This window comes from Pseudarthrobacter defluvii, assembly GCF_030816725.1.
Classification (GTDB): domain Bacteria; phylum Actinomycetota; class Actinomycetes; order Actinomycetales; family Micrococcaceae; genus Arthrobacter; species Arthrobacter defluvii_A.
The window spans coordinates 2,237,837-2,255,327 of sequence record NZ_JAUSYG010000001.1; the positions used below are offsets into that span (position 1 = coordinate 2,237,837).

24 protein-coding genes and 2 pseudogenes are annotated in these 17,491 nt (G+C 63.5%); 18 read left to right on the plus strand and 8 right to left on the minus strand.

Translation table 11 applies throughout. The annotated features are described in order from the left end of the window. Positions 1–182 precede the first annotated feature (182 nt). Positions 183–737: a TetR/AcrR family transcriptional regulator C-terminal domain-containing protein gene (locus tag QF031_RS10495; protein WP_307427576.1), complete on the minus strand. Its 555-nt coding sequence runs from the start codon at positions 735–737 to the stop codon at positions 183–185. Positions 738–1,051: 314 nt separating this feature from the next. On the opposite strand from QF031_RS10495, the gene QF031_RS10500 reads away from it, so the two are divergent. The 3 genes from QF031_RS10500 to QF031_RS10510 are packed head-to-tail and all read left to right on the plus strand — an operon-like array spanning position 1,052 to position 3,224. Beyond that, entirely contained in the window at positions 1,052–2,035 is a 984-nt protein-coding gene (locus tag QF031_RS10500) for an NAD(P)-dependent alcohol dehydrogenase (protein ID WP_307427578.1), read from the plus strand. A 14-nt stretch (positions 2,036–2,049) separates the two neighbouring features. Then, the gene (locus QF031_RS10505; protein ID WP_307427580.1) at positions 2,050–2,778 is read left to right on the plus strand and encodes a DUF4386 domain-containing protein; all 729 of its coding nucleotides are present in this window, start codon (positions 2,050–2,052) and stop codon (positions 2,776–2,778) included. After that, complete coding sequence (locus QF031_RS10510; protein ID WP_307427582.1) at positions 2,775–3,224, plus strand: hypothetical protein; 450 nt, start codon at positions 2,775–2,777, stop codon at positions 3,222–3,224. The genes QF031_RS10505 and QF031_RS10510 overlap by 4 nt, the downstream gene beginning before the upstream one ends. Here the strand turns inward: QF031_RS10510 and QF031_RS10515 are convergent. Further along, entirely contained in the window at positions 3,191–3,871 is a 681-nt protein-coding gene (locus QF031_RS10515) for a TetR/AcrR family transcriptional regulator (RefSeq protein WP_307427584.1), read from the minus strand. The genes QF031_RS10510 and QF031_RS10515 overlap by 34 nt on opposite strands. Before the next feature lie 91 nt (positions 3,872–3,962). On the opposite strand from QF031_RS10515, the gene QF031_RS10520 reads away from it, so the two are divergent. The 4 genes and pseudogenes from QF031_RS10520 to QF031_RS10535 all read left to right on the plus strand — a co-directional run. Continuing rightward, a complete protein-coding gene (locus QF031_RS10520) occupies positions 3,963–4,730 on the plus strand; it encodes a DUF4386 domain-containing protein (RefSeq protein WP_307427586.1) in 768 nt (255 codons plus the stop codon). Between the two features lie 12 nt (positions 4,731–4,742). Beyond that, positions 4,743–5,342, plus strand: a complete 600-nt coding sequence (locus tag QF031_RS10525) for a hypothetical protein (protein WP_307427587.1) — start codon at positions 4,743–4,745, stop codon at positions 5,340–5,342. Next, a complete protein-coding gene (locus tag QF031_RS10530) occupies positions 5,339–6,310 on the plus strand; it encodes an NAD-dependent epimerase/dehydratase family protein (protein WP_307427589.1) in 972 nt (323 codons plus the stop codon). The genes QF031_RS10525 and QF031_RS10530 overlap by 4 nt, the downstream gene beginning before the upstream one ends. 93 nt (positions 6,311–6,403) lie before the next feature. Beyond that, a pseudogene (locus QF031_RS10535) lies at positions 6,404–6,610 on the plus strand (SDR family NAD(P)-dependent oxidoreductase); the annotation flags it as partial. Between the two features lie 150 nt (positions 6,611–6,760). On the opposite strand, the pseudogene QF031_RS10540 reads toward QF031_RS10535, so the two are convergent. Both QF031_RS10540 and QF031_RS10545 read right to left on the minus strand, forming a co-directional pair. Further along, positions 6,761–6,877: pseudogene (locus QF031_RS10540) on the minus strand (hypothetical protein); the annotation flags it as partial. A 63-nt stretch (positions 6,878–6,940) separates the two neighbouring features. Continuing rightward, the gene (locus QF031_RS10545; RefSeq protein WP_307427591.1) at positions 6,941–7,147 is read right to left on the minus strand and encodes a ribbon-helix-helix protein, CopG family; all 207 of its coding nucleotides are present in this window, start codon (positions 7,145–7,147) and stop codon (positions 6,941–6,943) included. A gap of 11 nt (positions 7,148–7,158) precedes the next feature. On the opposite strand from QF031_RS10545, the gene QF031_RS21475 reads away from it, so the two are divergent. Both QF031_RS21475 and QF031_RS10550 read left to right on the plus strand, forming a co-directional pair. Beyond that, a complete protein-coding gene (locus QF031_RS21475) occupies positions 7,159–7,395 on the plus strand; it encodes an EAL domain-containing protein (protein ID WP_370874561.1) in 237 nt (78 codons plus the stop codon). Positions 7,396–7,588: 193 nt separating this feature from the next. Continuing rightward, entirely contained in the window at positions 7,589–8,005 is a 417-nt protein-coding gene (locus tag QF031_RS10550) for a YybH family protein (protein ID WP_307427593.1), read from the plus strand. Between the two features lie 31 nt (positions 8,006–8,036). On the opposite strand, the gene QF031_RS10555 is transcribed toward QF031_RS10550, so the two are convergent. Both QF031_RS10555 and QF031_RS10560 read right to left on the minus strand, forming a co-directional pair. After that, entirely contained in the window at positions 8,037–8,390 is a 354-nt protein-coding gene (locus QF031_RS10555; protein WP_307427595.1) for a hypothetical protein, read from the minus strand. Beyond that, the gene (locus tag QF031_RS10560; RefSeq protein ID WP_307427597.1) at positions 8,360–8,701 is read right to left on the minus strand and encodes a hypothetical protein; all 342 of its coding nucleotides are present in this window, start codon (positions 8,699–8,701) and stop codon (positions 8,360–8,362) included. The genes QF031_RS10555 and QF031_RS10560 overlap by 31 nt, the downstream gene beginning before the upstream one ends. Positions 8,702–9,204: 503 nt before the next feature. Between QF031_RS10560 and QF031_RS10565 the strand changes: the two genes are divergently transcribed. The 7 genes from QF031_RS10565 (at position 9,205) to QF031_RS10595 (ending at position 14,960) form a co-directional block, all read left to right on the plus strand. Beyond that, positions 9,205–9,585: a hypothetical protein gene (locus tag QF031_RS10565; protein ID WP_307427598.1), complete on the plus strand. Its 381-nt coding sequence runs from the start codon at positions 9,205–9,207 to the stop codon at positions 9,583–9,585. After that, positions 9,582–10,058, plus strand: a complete 477-nt coding sequence (locus QF031_RS10570) for a hypothetical protein (protein ID WP_307427600.1) — start codon at positions 9,582–9,584, stop codon at positions 10,056–10,058. Before QF031_RS10565 ends, QF031_RS10570 begins: the two co-directional genes overlap by 4 nt. A gap of 65 nt (positions 10,059–10,123) precedes the next feature. Then, positions 10,124–11,989 carry a hypothetical protein gene (locus tag QF031_RS10575; protein WP_307427601.1) on the plus strand — a complete coding sequence of 622 codons (1,866 nt, stop codon included), beginning with the start codon at positions 10,124–10,126 and terminating at the stop codon, positions 11,987–11,989. Positions 11,990–12,964: 975 nt separating this feature from the next. Further along, positions 12,965–13,126 carry a hypothetical protein gene (locus QF031_RS10580; RefSeq protein WP_307427603.1) on the plus strand — a complete coding sequence of 54 codons (162 nt, stop codon included), beginning with the start codon at positions 12,965–12,967 and terminating at the stop codon, positions 13,124–13,126. Beyond that, positions 13,126–13,404, plus strand: coding sequence for a hypothetical protein (locus tag QF031_RS10585; protein WP_307427605.1), 279 nt, complete (start codon positions 13,126–13,128; stop codon positions 13,402–13,404). The genes QF031_RS10580 and QF031_RS10585 overlap by 1 nt, the downstream gene beginning before the upstream one ends. After that, positions 13,401–14,066, plus strand: coding sequence for a helicase associated domain-containing protein (locus tag QF031_RS10590; protein WP_307427607.1), 666 nt, complete (start codon positions 13,401–13,403; stop codon positions 14,064–14,066). The genes QF031_RS10585 and QF031_RS10590 overlap by 4 nt, the downstream gene beginning before the upstream one ends. Before the next feature lie 120 nt (positions 14,067–14,186). Next, positions 14,187–14,960 (plus strand): class I SAM-dependent methyltransferase, encoded by a 774-nt coding sequence (locus QF031_RS10595; RefSeq protein ID WP_307427608.1) that lies wholly within the window; start codon positions 14,187–14,189, stop codon positions 14,958–14,960. A gap of 157 nt (positions 14,961–15,117) precedes the next feature. Here QF031_RS10595 and QF031_RS10600 read toward each other — a convergent pair whose 3' ends face one another. Continuing rightward, on the minus strand, positions 15,118–15,285 hold the full coding sequence (locus QF031_RS10600; protein ID WP_307427610.1) for a hypothetical protein: 168 nt from the start codon (positions 15,283–15,285) through the stop codon (positions 15,118–15,120). A gap of 56 nt (positions 15,286–15,341) precedes the next feature. Then, positions 15,342–15,605, minus strand: coding sequence for a hypothetical protein (locus tag QF031_RS10605; RefSeq protein WP_307427612.1), 264 nt, complete (start codon positions 15,603–15,605; stop codon positions 15,342–15,344). Positions 15,606–16,184: 579 nt separating this feature from the next. Between QF031_RS10605 and QF031_RS10610 the strand changes: the two genes are divergently transcribed. Both QF031_RS10610 and QF031_RS21480 read left to right on the plus strand, forming a co-directional pair. After that, the gene (locus QF031_RS10610; protein WP_307427614.1) at positions 16,185–16,583 is read left to right on the plus strand and encodes a hypothetical protein; all 399 of its coding nucleotides are present in this window, start codon (positions 16,185–16,187) and stop codon (positions 16,581–16,583) included. A 195-nt stretch (positions 16,584–16,778) separates the two neighbouring features. After that, a complete protein-coding gene (locus QF031_RS21480; protein WP_370874562.1) occupies positions 16,779–16,889 on the plus strand; it encodes a DUF2510 domain-containing protein in 111 nt (36 codons plus the stop codon). The last annotated feature ends 602 nt before the right edge of the window (positions 16,890–17,491 follow it).

Here is a 17,491-nt window from a genome sequence, read left to right on the forward strand (position 1 = left end):
GCCGTGTTCCTTCGACTCCAGCTGCAGGGCACCTCCCTGTCGTTACCTGCTTTTGGGATCCACAGGCTCCGCGGACGTGGTCACTCCTGGGAATCGGCCGGCCAATCGCAGGAAGCCGGATGGTTGAGTGTTCGCCCTCCGCTCTTCACCACACCGTTCGGCCGTGACGGGTGTTCGTTCCTTTACGTGTTCTGCTGCGACTGGTCCTTGCCGCTGCTGGGGATCGCGCGTGCGAGCCCGTCGAGAATGACGTTCAGCCCGAAATCGAACTCGTCCCCGAAGTCGTACCCGGGTTTGAGGACGTGCTCAGTGGCGATCTCAACGAGATGGGGGTACTGCCCGCCTGAGAAGCGTTCAACAATCGAGGCGGTCACCTCGACGGCGGCGTCCGGGCCGTGGAAGGGCAGGGCGGCTTCCTGGAGGGCTGCTCCGTAGATGTAGCTGTCGAGGAGCGCGTAGGCGTGGGCCGTCATCTGCACGGAGAATCCCGCGGACCGCAGGGTAGCAAGGGTCGCCTCGTGATGGCGCAGGGTTGCAGCCCCAGGAGATGCGCGGGTCTCCAGCAGCCCCACGGCCCAGGGGTGGCGCTTGAGCGCAGCCCGCACTGCGTGCGCCCGTCGGTGCATTTGGTCACGCCAGTCCCCCGCGGGGGATGGCGGCTCTATTTCGTCGAAGACCATGTCCACGATGCCGTCCAGGATCTCATCCTTGTTGGCCACGTAGTGGTAGAGCGACATCGGCTTCGTCCCCATGCTGTTCGCGAGGGAACGGATGGTTAAAGACGCGATTCCCGACTCATCGGCGAGGTCGAGGGCGTATCTGAGTACCCTTTCCCGGCTGAGTGGAATTCGTTTCGGGGGCAGGTTTTGCGTGCTGACTGACATCGTGGCTCCCAGCCGTATCGGTTTAGTACTATGTACGCTACCATAACCGTACAGCGTACGAAATTGCGCTTTCAATCCAGCATCTAAGGAGAGCGGCCATGACCTCACCGGGTCAGAGCGTCACAGAAGGTCTGTTAGGACGCCCAGCGTCCGCAGGGGAAGTGCCCATGCGGGCCATAGTGCAGGAGGCCTACGGACCCGCCGATGTCCTGCACCTGGCGCACATTGCCCGCCCCGCCATTAGCGAAAAAGAGGTTCTGGTCCGTGTGCACGCGGCGGGACTGGACCGGGGCACCTGGCATGTCACCACCGGACTGCCCTACGCCTTACGGTTGGTCTACGGCATCCGCGCCCCTAAAAACCCTGTCCCGGGGCTGGACCTTGCCGGCACGGTCACAGCAGTCGGGGCAGCCGTGACCAGGTTCTCGGTCGGGGACGAAGTCTTCGGTTTCGGAAAAGGTCCCTTCGCTGAGTTCGCCGCCGCCCGGGAAGACAAACTCGCCCGCAAACCTGCCAACCTGACCTTCGAACAAGCCTCGGTCGTTCCGGTCTCGGCCAGCACCGCCCTGCAGGCGCTCCGCGCCGCCCGCCCCATAACGCCGGGGCAGAAGGTACTGGTCCTGGGCGCCTCAGGCGGGGTCGGCAGCTATGCCGTGCAGTTGGCCAAGGCGGCCGGGGCCGTGGTCACCGGCGTGGGCAGCACCGCCAAAATGGACCTGATTCGCTCCCTCGGGGCCGACCACGTCATCGACTACACGCGTCAGGACTTCGCTGACGGCACCGCACGATACGACCTGATTCTGGACATCGCAGGAAACCCCACCCTGGCCAGCCTCCGCAACGCCCTTACCCCTAAGGGAACCGCTGTCATCACCGGCGGGGAGGAAGGCGGATCCTGGACCGGCAGCATGGACCGGCAGCTCCGGGCCCTGGCCCTCAACCCGTTCATCACCCAGCGGCTGACCATGATCACGTCAAAGCAACGCGCGTCGGACCTCGAGCACCTCACTGGACTTATCGAAGCTGGCACCCTTACACCGGTCATCGATCGGGCCTACCCCTTAGAGCAGGTCCCGGACGCCATGCGCTACTTCGACGCCGGCAAAGCCCGCGGAAAAATCTCCATCACCATCCAAGCCCCACAAGCCTAAGAGAGAAGCCCGCCATGTCAGTATCAGCACCCTACGGTTCCCTGGACGCCACCGGCAACCGACTCACCAAATCCCTGCGTGCACCCAGCCTGGTTGCCGGAACCGCGCTGCTGCTCATGGCGGTACTGTCCGCCTGGGGCAACTTCGGTATCCTGGAAAACCTCATCACCACAGGGGACACAGCCAAAACCGTCGCGGATATCTCCGCTTCAGAAGCACTGTTCCGCATGGGCGTAGCCGCCCTGGTCGCCGTCGTCGTTCTGGACGTCATCGTCGCCGCAGCGCTGTTCGAGGTGTTCGAGTCCGTGGACCGGGGCCTATCGATGATGGCGGCCTGGTTCCGGCTCGCCTACTCAGCGGTCTTCCTCGTCGCCATTTGCCGGCTCCTGGAAGTGCCCGCACTCCTGAAGAACGACGGTGGGCAGGCGGTGCGTATGCTGGACGCCTTCGATGCCACCTGGAAAGTCGGGCTGGTCCTCTTCGCCGTCCACCTGCTGCTGATCGGCTACCTGGCCTACCGGTCCGGGTTCATGGCAAGGATCTTCGGCGTCCTCCTCACCATCGCCGGACTGGGCTACCTCGCTGATGGATTCGCCACCATCCTCGTCCCTGATTTCCCGTTTGGCTTCGCCGTGTTTGTTTTCGGCGGCGAAGTAGCACTCATGTTCTGGCTGCTCATCAGGGGCCGCCAGGTCCGGGTCCCCGCCGATTCTTCCCCGGTTCCCGGAAAAGACATGCCATGAACGTTGGACTGCCTACCTTCCGCTTGAACCTGATGCGGGGCGGTTACCTGCTGATGGCAGTAGGCCTCATCATCGTCAAATGGCCCCTCCTCCGCCAGGCCGCTTCCATGCCCGTGCCTGACGGAGTGATCGTCTGCCTCCTGACAGCGATGTCGCTCCTGGCACTCCTGGGCCTCAGATATCCCATCGGGATGCTGCCGATCCTCTTGTTCGAGGTGATCTGGAAAAAGCTGTGGTTGGGGATCGTGGCGCTGCCCCACCTTCTCGCCAACGACATGGACACCGCCACGGCCGACATGCTCTTCAGCATCCTCTTCGTTGTCGCCATCCTGGCCGTGACCCCGTGGGACTACATCTGGAAGCGCTACTTACTGACTCCCGGGGACATTGGGGACGAACCGCCTGACGGCGCTTACGTTCGGGTAAGCCCATCGAGCACTTTGTGAAGTCCCCATCTGTACTGCTGGGTAGAGACGTAGGTGGCCATGATCGCTGCCGCTTCAGCGGAGAGGGGGTACCTGGTGGCCGGTATTGCCGAAAACCCCTCCAGGCGGGAGGCAATTTTCTCCGCTTCCGAAATTCCCCTGGGCCCATTACCCAGCTCTGCCGCCTCGAGGGCTATCGAGCCGAAGACGTAGACGATTAGCAGGTAGGACGCCCTCGCGGCCTCGCCGGCGTCGAGCCCGGAATCCCGAAGCGTTTCCATGAGGTGTTCGTTCAGGGCAAGAGCCCGCGGGCCGTCCATGGGCCCGCCGATCATCAGGTTCACCGCTCCCGGATGGGCGGTGAGCCGCTCCCTGAGTTCCAACGCCAGGGATTCAATGCGCTGACGCCACGGAACGTTGCGGTCCGAGAACACGGCCAGGTCAACCTGCCCCAGCAGGTGCTCAACAATGGCTTTGATGACTGCCGCCTTATCGGGGAAGTACGTATAGACGGCGTTCGGGGCGACCCCGACCCGGGCAGCAATCCCCCGCACGGAAGCGGCATTAACTCCGCCCTCGTCGAGAAGGTCAAGGGCTGCGTCCATGATCGCGTTCTCGGTCAGGGTCCTGCGGGGCCCCGGTTTCGAACTGCGTGCCTGCGTCGTCATTAATTCCTCTCTTGACTTTCCTCTGTACAGCGTACACCATTTGTACAGCGTCCAGATTGCACGCCGTACAGAAATAGGCAGGAACACCGCCATGAACACCATGCCAACCACGAAACTTCGCAGCACCACCGGTGGGCTGTTTGCCTTCAGTGCCCTCGCGTTCGCGGCAGCGGCCACAGCCCTGTCAGTGATGTTTGACTGGCCGGACGTATTGCGGGAGCCGGCCGAGGTGGTGCTGCCTGCCTTTACCGCCGGCGGCCCCGCCCTCGTGTGGGCCTGGTTCGCGGCGGCCTGGACCTACGGGCTCCTCGCCATCCCGATCCTGCTTCTGCCGGCAGCTCTCGGCCTGCAGGGGAATCCCTTTGTGAAGGTTGCCACCTATGCCGGGGCCGCCTCGGTACTCCTGTCACTCATCGGGTTCCTGCGCTGGGTGTTCGTCGTCCCGGCACTGGCCAGCACCTACGCGACAGGGGACGGGCAGACGCGGGCTGCGGTGGCCGCTGCCTGGACAGCGCAGCACCAGTTCGGCGGTGCACTGCTGGGTGAGCACCTGGGCCAGCTGCTGGTGATCGGGTGGTCCGCCGCCGTCAGCATCGTGATCCTGCGCAGCGGGATTCTTCCCCGATGGATCGGTGCCGCCGGCCTCATCACTTCCAGCATCTATCTGCTCAATCAGGGCGACATCCTCGCCACCGCCGTCCCGGGATTTCCCGTCTGGGACCTCGCCGGCCTTCTCGGCAGCACAGGTTGGGGCCTCTGGGTTGCAGGGCTCGGTATCAGCATTCTCATAAAGCGTTCAGTGGCTGCAAGGCCTGTGCTCACCACGCATTTACATCCTGCCCAGCACGGTATGGCCTAATGAACGGACATCATGACCCACACAACGACTTCGCGGGCAAGCACCATCTGTGCCTGGCTGCTGTGGACCACCAGCTTCCTGGCACTGCCAATCGGCGAATACGCCGGCACCATGATCAGTGGCCGCATCGACGACCCGCTTTCTGCGGTCATCGGCGGGGCCACCGCCGGACTCATCATCGGTAGCGGGCAGGCACTGACCAGCAGCCACAGGGTCCGGCCCCTGGCCTGGATCCCGGCGACTGTCCTGGGCATGGGCGCCGGACTGGCCCTGGGCGCCACGGCCGCAGGCTACGGCACCGCCCTTCCTGACCTTGCCCTGATGGGCGCACTCAACGGGCTCGTCCTGGGTTTCGCCCAGGCACTTGCCCTTCCACGGCAGGTGGGCTGGCGCCGCTGGATCTGGGCAGCGGCCATGCCTGCACTATGGAGCCTGGGCTGGACAGTAACCACGCTGGCCAGGATCGCTGTCGATCAGCAGATCATCGTTTTCGGCGCCAGCGGAGCCCTCCTCGTCACCGCGATCACCGGCCTCATCCTGAACCGGTTGCTACCCGTCCCGCTGCTCAACAAGCCGGCCGTGTCCCCCACGAACGCAAAGGTACAGTCATGAATACCGGGCTCCACGTCATCTTCGGTACCGGCGCCATCGGGCTGGCCGCGTTCGACGCCCTCCGGCGGCGAGGCCGGACCGTCCGTCTGGTCAACCGGTCCGGGCAGGCCACCGTGCCCGAAGGTGTGGAAGTCATCGCCGGAAACGCCGCCGACCCCGTCTTCGCCGCCCGCGCAGCCCACGGTGCCACCGTCCACTATCAGACGATGAACCCGCCGTACCACCTGTGGAGCGCACAATTCCCCGCACTGCAGACCGGAGTGCTTGCGGCGGCGGAAGCCACAGGCGCCCGGCTGGTCAGCATGGAAAACGTCTACATGTATGGCCGCCCGGCAGGACGCCCACTGACCGAAGACCGACACAACAACGCCCACACGATCAAGGGCCGGCTCCGCGCCGCGATGGCTGACGAACTCCTGCACGCCCACCATGCAGGCCGCGTCGAAGTAGCCATCGGCCGCGCCTCCGATTACTTCGGTCCGCGCGGCGGAGCACAATCAAACCTCGGCGACCGCGTCTTCCCGGCAGCCCTGGCCGGAAAAACCAGCACAGTACTGGGCGACCGGCACCAACCCCACACCTACACCTACGTTCCCGACATCGGTGAAGGCCTCGCCGTCCTGGGCGAACACCCGGACGCGCCCGGCCAAATCTGGCACCTGCCCAACGACCCCCACACGTGCAGCACCCAGGAACTCGTTGACACCATCTACCGTCAGGCAGGCCAACAGCGAACCAGGATCCGCGCCGTCCCGCCATTTCTCCTGCGCGCTCTGGCCATCAACAGCCCCGTCGTGCGTGAACTCCTCGAAATGCAGTACCAGTTCGAAGAACCCTTCATCGTTGACAGCAGCAAAATCACCACAAGGCTCGGCGTCACAGCCACGCCCCTGGACGAGGCCATCGCAGAAACACTCAATAGCTACACCGACACCAGCCAGCCCTACCCGGAACGAGCACAGTCATGAAAAACAAAAACATGAGACCCATGGCGGGCAGGACAGTGGTCGTCACCGGCGCAACCGGAGGCATCGGCAAGGCAACCGCCCACGCTGGCTCTGATGGGGGCCCACGTCGTCATCATCGGCCGGGACGCCAAACGCGCCCAAGAAACCGCCGAAGAACTGCGTTTGGCAGGCGGCGGAAAGGTGGACGCCTTTGTTGCCGACCTGTCTTCCCAAAACCAGGTACGTCGGCTCGCCGACGAGCTGCTCACCCTCCCCTGCATCAATGGGCTGATCAACAAGGCCGGAGGGTATTGGAACACCCGCCACACAACAGTCGGCAGTGCCCGCGGCGACTCCGACGACGAGGTCGAAGCCTGCATCCGTGATGAAGTCGTGCCGGTAACCGTTGATCCACATCAGCAACACCATGAGCGTCCACGCAGTCCGTTTGTTGCCATCAATGAGTGGATGGAACCGGGCGACCGACTCCGACAAGGCTGCCGCCTTCACCGCGAGTTCCGGATAGGCTTCCGCGCCCCATGACAGTTGTAGCCGGCCTGGCCAATGCGGAGGCCAACAACCCGACATCACGGATATGGAAGCCGTACCGATCAACTACCTGAAGAGGGTCCTCAATGTCCAGGTACGCTGTCACGCGTCTTCAAGGCGCTTCAGCAGATCAGCGTCATGACTCGTGACAAAATCAAGACCTGCGCTGATTTCGCGCCGGCGCGCGTGGCGCTGCAGAACCAACTCAGCACCCTCCAACAGAAGCGCGGACTTGGACGTGTGCTCCTCGGCAGCCAACTTCTCCAGCCGCCGATCGAGGTCTTCAGGAACACGGAGATTCATAGCCATGTCCTCAGGCTCTGGGGGCATCCATAGTCGGGTTCGCCAAGCAACTGGGCGCTCAAATCGTGGCGGAAGGAATCGAAACACCGGCCGAACTCGAAGTGGCCACCAAGCTCGGCATGACGTCCGGTCAAGGCTTCTATTTGGGCCAGCCCACGTGCATCCCTCCAACTGGGCGGCATGGCGCGACAAACATTATTTGCCCAGAAACCACGGGAAACCGGCCATCAGGGCAGTGGTGTCATTACCTATAGTTCGTGAGACGCCGGCCAGGACATATCTGTCAAGGAAATCCAATGCGCGCAGAATGGCTGCAGCATGAAGCTGAGGCTGGGGCCGAGGACCAGAAAGCCACTCCGCGTCATCCCGATCATGCTTGCGCTCGTTGTGGCCACGCGGCAGCAGAATGAGGGACACAGGCTGCTGGGTCAGGAGCATACTGGTGGCATGAGCGACCGTGAGGATTTCCTCGCCTGGGTGAAGTCAACGCTCCACCAGGCCGAGCTGGCACTGCATAACGGTGATGCTGCGCCGCGGCGGGCAATATGGTCCCGCAATGAACCGGTCAGCATCCTGGGGGCGCTGCGCAACTCCTATGGGGTGCAGAACGTGGACGAATTGTTCACCTGGCTGGTGCAGATGTTCTCCGACTGCCAGTCCTACGATTTCGAAGTGCAGGCCTATGACGTTGTGGGAGACATGGCGTACACAGGTGGTCTGGAGCACATCTCCACCTCCGTTGAGGGCGAGCCCCGCACCTTTACCCTCCGGGCCACGCAGATATACCGCCGCGAAGACGGGCAGTGGAAAGTAGTCCATCGCCACGCCGATACGGTGGTGCCGAACGCGGACCGCAGCCTGTAAGTGGCCGAGGGGCCGTGCCGCGTGCGGCCTCTTACGTGAGTAGGAGGAATTCGCACCAGAGCGGGTAGTGGTCGGAGATCCGCCAGGACACCTCGTTGCAGCTGAGCCCTTGGAAGACGTGCGGGATGAAGTCGAACGTTCCGGCCCGCTGCCCGTAGGCCAGGCCGCGCAACAGGGAGGTGCCGCCGGGGGTGGAGAACCAGGCCAGCTGGTCGTAGAAGTGCTTGGTTTTGTCGTCATCGAAGATGGTCCGCGGGACGGCGTTCAGCTCGGCCGACGGCCAGAGGCCCGTGGAGATGAACGCCTCGTAGAACGGGTCGCCGATGCGGTCCAGGTTGAAGTCGCCCAGGACCATCAGGTTGGTGTTCCATTCGTTGGGGCGCACGGCCAGTCATGCATCCATTGGGCGAACGCGGTAATCTCCGGCAGCCGCTCGGTCTCGTCCTTGCCCCACAGCACGTGGACGGTGGCGAGGGTGAACTGGACGCCGGCCCCGGCGATGCTGGCCGTGTACGGGGTGCGGGCGAACTGGCGGGCCGGGGCGTCCCCGATCGGTGGCAGCACGACTTCACCCACCAGACCCGAGGGCCGGATCCGTGAGCTGTCGTAGAGGAAGGCCAGACGTTCGCCGTTGCCGGCCGCCCCCTCGGTGACATCGGAGACGATAACCTGCCACTGCTCCCCCAGACTGGCCATGAGCCGCCTCAGGGCCGCGGGGTTGCGGCCGGATTCCTGCACGGCGACGACGTCGAACCGGGAGAGGATCTCGGCAAGGCAGGCGATGGCATGCCAGTCCCGCTTCGGCGAATCTTTGGGCCCGGCCAGCCACTTGTTCGTGAGGTCGCCGAGTCCGCGGATGTTCCAGGTTCCGACCAGCAGATTGGACTCTGTCTTGGTAGGGATGGCGGTGGCGAGGGCCGTCTGGAGCCGGCCCAGGTCTTCGATTACCGGTGCGGGTGGCTGCTCAGGTCATGACTTCATGCAAGCAGACAGCGTGACGGATGCAATCAGACGCACCGCGCACTTGGGATTACGATCCTAAACGTCCAATGGTGCTCAGCCTGCCCAGCGTCGCTGCTGCTAGCGGGTCGGCGGTTTGCTGCCATACGTGCTCCATCAACTCGTTCCTTCATCCCTCACGTTGTGCCCTGGAATTTCACGCCTATTGGGTGTCAGGACAATCAAGGGAGGTGGCAGAAATGCCAAAAATCAGCAAGATGGAAGCCCCGATTCTCGTCAGCGACGAACATCTGGAGGGCCGTTATGCAGAGCTTGGACCGTTCACCGTAGCGTTCGAGCATTTTCACATCGACGAGGACCCTGCAACACTGTTCCGCGGACTGCCTGAGGACCGATGCCAGTGCGAGCACTGGGGCATGGTCCGGAGCGGGAAGGTCGTGTTCCGCTTCGCGGACCATGATGAAGAATTCACCGCAGGGGATTTCTACTATGTGCCGCCGGGCCATCTGCCGCTCGTGGCAGCCGGAACAGAGGTCGCCGAATTCAGCCCCACGGCAGCTTTGGCGAAGACCATGGAGGTCCTGCAGGCCAACATGGCGATGGAAGGAGAAGGACAATGATCACGAACATCCCGATGGAAAAGAAGTCCAGGACGGAGATCCATCAGCATCCCCCCGTTGTGCCCCTAGTCTCGGAGGAGACCGTGAGGGTCCTGGAGCGGAAGTTCATCGAGTTCCTGAAGACCGGCAACATTCCAGATGGGCTCTTTGCTGACGACGTTTTCCTTGATTTCACCGTTCCCCTCTGGCGGCTGCAGGCATCAGGCGTCCAGGACGCGGTGGCCCTGCGGCGCTCCGGACACCCCTGCGCTGGCAAAGTTCCACGGTGGCGTACCGATCGCACCGACACGGGGTTTGTCATGGAATTCGAGGAAGTCTGGGTGGACGGGGGGCAGCAGTGGTACTGCCGCGAAATGGCACGGGCAGACGTCGCCGACAATGCCATCTCTGCCTTGTCCGTATATTGCACTGGAGATTGGGACGCGGCGCGGCAAGCCCGTCATGCCCAGAAGGAAGTGATGCTGCGGCCCTAGAAGTGTGCCAGGGGTCAGTACCCGCAGCGGTGGTGACGGTGGACAGACGGGCCTAGTATCGGAACATGGCTTCGGCCACCGTTCCCGAGCCGCCTGTCGGTACCACTGCCGATATGCTGTTCCGTCGTGCGCAGGAGGCAGAACGGAACAACGACCCGGCCGGCGAATCGCTGTACCTGCAGGCCTGTCACGAGGCCGTCCAATCCGGCCGGATCGATGTGCTGGCCGCCGCGGTGCTGCAGTTGATCAATCGCCATCGATTCGGTACCGCCGCCGGTCAGCTTCCTGCCCTGCTGAACACTGCCTACCGGTCAACGATCGGACCGGCTGAACGTAGCCGGCTGGGGGCAGCGATGGCACGGCTGTGGGTCTACAGCGGAGAGGCCGCCCGGGCGGCCGACTTCGCGGCAGATGCATTGCACCTGGCAGAGGAAGCTAACGACCCCGATCGTGTCGCCGAGGCCCTGGAGGCCGGATTATTGGTTCACTGGGGACCCCAGGAGGTGGCCGAAAGGGCGTGGCTGTCGGCCAGGCTGGCAGAGCTGACCGCCTACACGGACGACGTCGAACTCAGGCTCCGAGCCCTCTGCTGGGTGCTGACCAGCTGCCTGGAAAGGCTCGATGGGCTCGGCGTGCAGCGACAGCTGCGGGAACTGGAACTGCTTGCCGTCCAGTCCGGATCCCGCCGGGTGTCTTTCTACGCTCTGAGCCGGCGCGCCATGTACCTGCTTCTTTGCGGGGAAACAGTCCAGGCTGCCGCCTTGTGCACAGAAGCGGCGGCGGCCGGACGTGACACCGGAGACGTTGACACGATCGCCCTCGAGCACACCCTGCGCGGCGAGATCGCCCGGCAAACCCGCGACAAGGCCCAACTGGCCGCGGAAGCGGGCCTGCACGAAGAGTTTGCCAGGGCCGAAGGAGTCCCCTCCGTCCTGGCGCAGGCCGCCGTGCTCTGGCTGGAGTCAGGTGACCCGCAGCGCGCCCGCCTGATGGCGCGGCAAATTGCGGGAAAAGACTTCGGCACTGTTCAGCGTGACGTTGACTGGTTGCTCACGGCCTGCCTGGTTACTGATGTGGCCACGCGCACCGGGGACACCGCGACAGCCTCGCTCATGGCGGACCTGCTGGAACCATTCGCAGGCCAAGGAGTCGTGAACGCCGGTTCTGTCAGCTTCCACGGCATGGTCGATGCCTATCTCGGCACCGCAGCGCTTCTGCTGGGAAACGACCTCCAGTCAGAACACCACTTGGACCAGGCGAGGGCCGGCTACGGACGGCTGGGAGCGACGTGGTGGGAAGCCCAACTGCCACCCGCACCACTGGGTCCCGCCGCCGGACCGGCTGGCCCCGCCACCACTCGAGCGGAATCCACGATTGACTTCCGGCCCACTGATCACCGGATATGGAAAATTGGGCCACCTTCAGCCCCGCATTTTCTCCCACACACGCGAGGCTTCGAGTACTTGCGCCAGCTAATTCGTAATCCCGGCAAGGAAATTTCATGCCTGGACCTGGCCACCGGCTTCTCCCGATCGGCTGACGCTCATGCCGACGCCGGCGGCGGTGGCGAAATCCTGGACGATGCGGCACGCACGGCCTACAAACAGCGCCTAGCCAACCTGGCATCAGAAATTGAGGATGCCGAGAGTTGGAACGACACCGCCCGGGCCTCGGCAGCGAGGCAGCAGCGGCAGGTCCTGATAGACCATCTGGCCAAGACGTACGGATTGATGGGACGGCCACGGGAGTTCAGCTCCGCGCCCGAACGAGCCCGGGTGGCCGTCCGCAAGGCCATCACGGCCGCCATAGACAGCATCGCAACAGCAGATCCGGCAACCGCGACCCTACTACGCAGCGGCGTTCACACCGGAAGGTTCTGCCGCTATGAACCGGACCCCGACCGCAGCATCCACTGGCAGACGGAACCTTAACCGCTCCCCGCCGCCTGAAATGGCACATCGGGCGGCCGGAACTTCGGCTTCTGGTACGGCGGCTGGCGGCTCGGCCGCCCGGCCTGGAGGCTGCTGCGAAATTTCTTGATCAACTCTTGGGGACTTTTGGGCATCACCCTTGCGTCACGCAGCGCATCATAGGGGCAACGCCCGGGCACTTCCGGGTCGGCACGGGCAGGAAGGCAACCGCCGTGATATTTCGAGTAACCACCGGCCCGGACGGAGCCCCCTCGTGGTGGCTGTACGGGGCTCACGTTGAACTGTTGGCCTGGGCTGGCCGGCGATACGTCTCCCTCGAGTTCGCCCGCACAGAAGCGTCGGCCTTCCGGTTAGCAGCCCTGCGGGTGAGGTATGAAATCTATCCTCATCCTGACGGCGGATGGGCGTGGAGGGCCATCGAGCCCGTCGACAACTACATGGCGTATTCGGGTACCAGCTTTGTCCACCAGGCAGAGGCGAGGAGGGCGGCCCGGCACGTCAGGAGAGGCGTCTCCCACTCCACAGGCCTGTAGACCGGGATCCTGAGGCGGGGCTTGACCGCACATTGCTAAGCATGCTTACAATAGCTGCATCCGGATGGGGATCCGGTGCGAAGGGGAATCGAAAGGGTGCGCTCAGCGAACGGGGCGCACCCTTTCCCGTATCTATGCAACAAAAGGAGGACAATGTGAGCGACTCCGGAACCAGGGAACAGCCTGTCGGTGAGCCGAAGGACCCGCAGACCGACCGACACACCGAACACGAAGCCCGAGGAAGACCGTCCCGTTACTGAGGACCCCGACGGTACCCCGAAGGAGAACCCTTCAGGAGGCTGATGGCCATCAACAGGGCCTGCCAGGCGTCGAGTGGTAGGGAGTGTAAACAGCGGGCCAGTCGGGACTGGGCCCGCTCTTTCTTTGCCCGATGCTGCCCACCCTCGCGTAGCCTTGGGGCAACGACTATGTGGGGGTAGCAATGTTTAGTCTCAGTCCAGCCTTTGGCATCCTTGGCATTCTTTACGCAGTCTTCACGGTCGTCCTGGCCGGCCTGGCGGTGTACGCCCTGGTCCTGGCCATCATCTTCCTTCGGCTGCGGATCGCCGAGCTGAAGCGGGCCGCGCGGGCCGGGGACAGCTGATGCGCCGCACCCGCAACGCCAGAATTTTTCTCGCTGGAGTCCTGCTGCTGCCCGTAGGATTCTGGGCGCACGGCCTTGACGTCAGGTTCTCCAAGCCCGAATACCGGAACGATGAGGACCTCTATACGCTCCTCTCCCTGATCGGACTGCTTCTGCTGCTGATCGGCTTCATTCTGATTGTGACCGCCGTCTTCCACGGGCTCCGGAAGATCGACAGGCTCACCGATGACGACCTCGAGGGCCGTTTGTCGTCAGTCCGGAGCTCCGAGACTTCGTGACCCAGGCTCGTCGCCCCGCCCCGGACCTTGAGTGGGTGCTGATGTACCGGCACGACATCACCAACCCGAAGATTGCCGCGGCCGCCGGGGCGTCCGAATCAACGGTACGGCGCCACCTCGCAGCTGCCGTCAAGCAGGAGCCGGGGCTGACCGCTGAGCACCAGGCGGCCCTTGCGCCAGCTGCACCGCGGGTGACGGAGCCCGGCCGCAAGAACCTGGACGAGATCCTGGCGTTCTACAAGAGTGAGGGACGACTCCCGATGCATCGCCGCTCCGCCCGGGAAACGGCTCAGGCGGCTTGGCTGGTGCGGCGCCGCAAGGAGGCAGCCGACGGCACCCTCTCCCCCGCCTACGCTCTGGTCCTGGACAGCATTCCGAACTGGCGGGACTACCCCACGAAGCGGGATGCCGACGCGGCCCGCTGGCAGCAGCGCCTGGCCGAGCTCGCCGCCTACCTTGCCGCCGGCCACGACTGGCCCCGGCACAACAAAACCGACAACCAAGAGGAACGGACCCTGGGCGTGTGGCTGCACACCCAGCGCATCGACTACCGTGCCGGAAAGCTGGGCCCGGCCAAGGAAGAGCAGCTGAACGAGGGCATTCCGGGCTGGTGCCAAGGCAGGGCGCGGCGGGGCGCGAACAGCCGGCGGAGCGGCGCTTAGCAGGATCCCTTTCCCACCAGGAGGGCCGGTCGTACGATTGAGGCCTGGGCGACGGTGCCGCCCAGGTTTGGCCGGACGTGGTGCCGCAGGCGGCTTTGAACGTGTCACCCTCGCTGCTGCGTGACGGAGGTAGTTGTTGTGACGGAATATGATGTGCTTGCCGAGGTGTACGAATGGCTCATCTCGGATGAAAAGTTGCCTCCCGCCGAGTTCGTTGCGTCGTTCGATGACGTCCTCAGTCTCCTGCCGTCGAACGCTAACGTCCTCGACTGTTCGTGCGGAACCGGACAGTTGGCGGTTGGCCTCGCCGGTCGTGGCATGCAGGTTGTCGCAACTGACGCCAGCGAAGCGATGGTTCGCCGGACTGCAGAGTTGTCTGAGGAGTTCGGGGCCTCCGTTCGGGCCGTGCGGGCGAACTGGGATGAGTTGCCCAACCATTTCGAGGACGACACGTTCGACATGGTGTTCTGCGTTGGCAACTCGCTTCACCATGCCGCGGGCGCGACAGGCAGGGGTGTTGCTCTGGAGTCGATGTCACGGCTTCTGCGCCCTGGCGGGCGCTTGGTGCTCACATCCCGCACTTGGGAACTCGTGAGGGCCAGAGGTTCCCGGATAGACATCTGGGACCGACTCGTCCGCCGGAACGGTCGCGATGCCGTTGTGGTCTACCGCTGGGAGATTGCGCCGCGTTGGGAGGATGAGCACCACATCGAGATTGCGGTTGCCCAAGTTGATGCTACGGGTCTGGTTCTTGTCCGCTCGGAACTGCTGTCCTGCTGGCCCTACCGGTATGAGGAACTCGAAGTCGAGCTGCGCCGGATCGGACTCCGGACGGAAGTAAGCACGTTCGATCTTGAGGCCGAGAACTACATGGTGGTCGCGAGCAAGGTATAGCCGCGAGGAGTCATGTCCCTGAACCGACTACGCCTCGGTAAGCCAATGCATGCCGGGGCCTTGCATCAGGCCAGACGGGACTTGGCTACCGTTTACTGGCGCTTCATATGGGGACCGTCCCTTTGGGGAACGACAAGCCCGGCATGCCGGCGTTGGTCTACCACCAGCGTTTCAGCGCCCACCCGTTAGCTGCACCATCCCCGGCGTCGCCGGCCTCCCCATCTTTGCCGCAGCGCAGACATCGCTTATAGATCGCTCCATCTTCAGTATGTTCAACGTGCCATTCATGGCGGATATTGAATTTGCACAGCAAGGGCTTCAACATAGCCTTCTCCTATCTGCGCATCTGGCAGTTTCGGAAGTGGCCTCCAGGATCGTCGGCTACTCGAAGAGCTCCACGCGTGGTTCGCCCTGAACGCCGCTGCGCTGCATCGCGTCCCTCAAGTCCTCCCGTCCGAAGAACGCCGTCGCGGTTTGCAGGTTGTCGAAATGATGGATGACGAGGACGTTGTTAGGGTCATCGACCATCTGGTGTACTGACTCCTCGGTTACCCCTCCATCTTTCTGCATGTCGCCCACAGAGTCGTAGACCTTGCGCCAGGTGTCGTAGTCGGCGACGCGGTGAAGGATGGTTGCAACGGTCATGGTGCTTCTCCTTTGAAGCGTGTAGCGCCTTTGCTGGAGCCGGCCCTGAGGTAGTGGAGGGCAGACCTGATCTGGGATGGCGCGTGCACATTTTCTGCGGCGACCCCGAATAGAGCCGCTACTGGCTGTGTTACTCCGGCCCCGGAAAGGTGTCAATGAGCATCCTGCTGGAAGGCCGTATGGATCGATCGGAGGGGCAGTGCACTCAGCCGTGAGTGTCAGGAGCACAGTGTGCCATGCGCCCATTAGTTGGCCTCTCGATGTCAGTCGGGTTGCTGGCACCACTATGGCAGGCCGTGGCCGCCAGAGGTAACACATACAGTTGATGAGTGCGGGTGCTCTCTTGTATTCGGGAGGTGGTGACCAAGTCGAACCACGAGCGCGGGTTAGCAGTCCTGCCTAGCGCCCCAACCTGCTCGGTGGGGCTTCAGAGCGAGTCTGGAGCACCGACTAAAACTGAGGCGATCTTGCGGGGAAACTCGAGCTTTCTTTGTGGCCGCTCGGGATAAAATCCCCTATGCGTCTCCAGACGCGGGCCGGTGCCGGGAGTCACTGGCGATGACTCTCCAGAGGGGTGCCATGGGCAAGATGAAGGGTAACCGGCTGAACACGGCGGCGAACGTTGGCAGCTTCATCACCGGGCGGCAACAGCTAGGCGTCCAACGAACCATCGCTCAGCAGAACGCCGTCCAAGCCGAACTGGCTGCCGCCCAACTCTCCCAGCTCAAACGTCGGCAACTCGACGCGGAGTATCAACGGTTGCGCGCATGGGCCGAAGCGGAAGTCGCCGCCGGGCGCCTTAGCCAAGCTGACGCAGATACCCAAGTGGCAACCCACATGCACAATTTCGTGACCCCTCCACCCCAACCATCCGACAGGATTACCGCCCGCTTTACAGACTTCCTCATCGCAGGGCTCAATGCCGGCGGGGCTGGACGAGGATGGTACAACCAAGGCGAGGGAACTGCCCGCTACTGAAACGGAACGATGTGGACTCACCACGTCACCTCAGTCCAAGTAGCGAAACAGCTCGTCCAGCGCCTCTCCGATGAGGACTACAAAGGCCGCCGCCATGACGTCGAACAGGCGGCGGATGTCATCTCCGAAAACCCCCGAGCAACTTCGGCACAGGTTCCCGCCCCCGAGCAAATACAGCTGCCTCAGCAGCCAGCCATGCCGCCGGCCGGCTGGTATCCAACGGCAACAGCTGGAGTGCTTGGGTACTGGGACGGCCAGGCTTGGACCGGTGAAACCAGGCCTGACCCCAACAGCTTCCCGGGATAGGCAACGCGAGAATTGCCGAGTCCTTCAGTTGGGCACCAGGGGAGCCTGAAGAAACCGACCGAGTCGCCAGCACCGAGCAGATTGTGGTGAAAGGGGAGGGCATCCACGGGTCGGGTATCCACGAACAGGACCACGACCCCAGCAGGTGGGCCCATCCAGCCAGGTGTGGATGCCGCTGAACTCCTCGACGAACAATCCGTTACCGAGCGGGCCCCGCTGATCGAGAAGGTCCCGGCGAGATGCCATGCGAGGTCCATTACATCGCGAACATATTAGGGGTACCCCAATGGCAACAGGGGTGCCAGCCCCCTTCAACAGGTCCTTTCAGCGGGCGTAACGTCTTCCCAAGACTCGTCTTCATTGGGGTAGCGGCATGGACAGCATACTTTTTGAGCCGGAAAGGCATCCTGCAGAACAGAGTCTTAGCGCCAGAACAGTCGCCCGCTTATTTGCGGCTTGCGTCGCTGTAATTCTGGCCGTACAGCTTAGCGCGTGTGGCGGCGGGAGCGGAGATTCCGGCGGCGGCGGAGGTGGCGCGCCGCAGGCGCCCCAGGACTACGGCGGCAGCCCCCCCGCGCCGGCGCCTTATACGGCCGCCCCGC

Excerpts from the sequence above, each read along its gene's own strand:
- QF031_RS10495 (WP_307427576.1), bottom strand. The coding sequence starts at position 737 with ATGTCGCTCTACCACTACGTGGCCAACAAGGATGAGATCCTGGACGGC.
- QF031_RS10500 (WP_307427578.1), top strand. The coding sequence starts at position 1,052 with ATGCGGGCCATAGTGCAGGAGGCCTACGGACCCGCCGATGTCCTGCAC.
- QF031_RS10505 (WP_307427580.1), top strand. The coding sequence starts at position 2,050 with ATGTCAGTATCAGCACCCTACGGTTCCCTGGACGCCACCGGCAACCGA.
- QF031_RS10510 (WP_307427582.1), top strand. The coding sequence starts at position 2,775 with ATGAACGTTGGACTGCCTACCTTCCGCTTGAACCTGATGCGGGGCGGT.
- QF031_RS10515 (WP_307427584.1), bottom strand. The coding sequence starts at position 3,871 with ATGACGACGCAGGCACGCAGTTCGAAACCGGGGCCCCGCAGGACCCTG.
- QF031_RS10520 (WP_307427586.1), top strand. The coding sequence starts at position 3,963 with ATGAACACCATGCCAACCACGAAACTTCGCAGCACCACCGGTGGGCTG.
- QF031_RS10525 (WP_307427587.1), top strand. The coding sequence starts at position 4,743 with ATGACCCACACAACGACTTCGCGGGCAAGCACCATCTGTGCCTGGCTG.
- QF031_RS10530 (WP_307427589.1), top strand. The coding sequence starts at position 5,339 with ATGAATACCGGGCTCCACGTCATCTTCGGTACCGGCGCCATCGGGCTG.
- QF031_RS10545 (WP_307427591.1), bottom strand. The coding sequence starts at position 7,147 with ATGGCTATGAATCTCCGTGTTCCTGAAGACCTCGATCGGCGGCTGGAG.
- QF031_RS10550 (WP_307427593.1), top strand. The coding sequence starts at position 7,589 with ATGAGCGACCGTGAGGATTTCCTCGCCTGGGTGAAGTCAACGCTCCAC.
- QF031_RS10560 (WP_307427597.1), bottom strand. The coding sequence starts at position 8,701 with ATGGCCAGTCTGGGGGAGCAGTGGCAGGTTATCGTCTCCGATGTCACC.
- QF031_RS10565 (WP_307427598.1), top strand. The coding sequence starts at position 9,205 with ATGCCAAAAATCAGCAAGATGGAAGCCCCGATTCTCGTCAGCGACGAA.
- QF031_RS10570 (WP_307427600.1), top strand. The coding sequence starts at position 9,582 with ATGATCACGAACATCCCGATGGAAAAGAAGTCCAGGACGGAGATCCAT.
- QF031_RS10575 (WP_307427601.1), top strand. The coding sequence starts at position 10,124 with ATGGCTTCGGCCACCGTTCCCGAGCCGCCTGTCGGTACCACTGCCGAT.
- QF031_RS10580 (WP_307427603.1), top strand. The coding sequence starts at position 12,965 with ATGTTTAGTCTCAGTCCAGCCTTTGGCATCCTTGGCATTCTTTACGCA.
- QF031_RS10585 (WP_307427605.1), top strand. The coding sequence starts at position 13,126 with ATGCGCCGCACCCGCAACGCCAGAATTTTTCTCGCTGGAGTCCTGCTG.
- QF031_RS10600 (WP_307427610.1), bottom strand. The coding sequence starts at position 15,285 with ATGTTGAAGCCCTTGCTGTGCAAATTCAATATCCGCCATGAATGGCAC.
- QF031_RS10605 (WP_307427612.1), bottom strand. The coding sequence starts at position 15,605 with ATGACCGTTGCAACCATCCTTCACCGCGTCGCCGACTACGACACCTGG.
- QF031_RS10610 (WP_307427614.1), top strand. The coding sequence starts at position 16,185 with ATGGGCAAGATGAAGGGTAACCGGCTGAACACGGCGGCGAACGTTGGC.
- QF031_RS21480 (WP_370874562.1), top strand. The coding sequence starts at position 16,779 with ATGCCGCCGGCCGGCTGGTATCCAACGGCAACAGCTGGAGTGCTTGGG.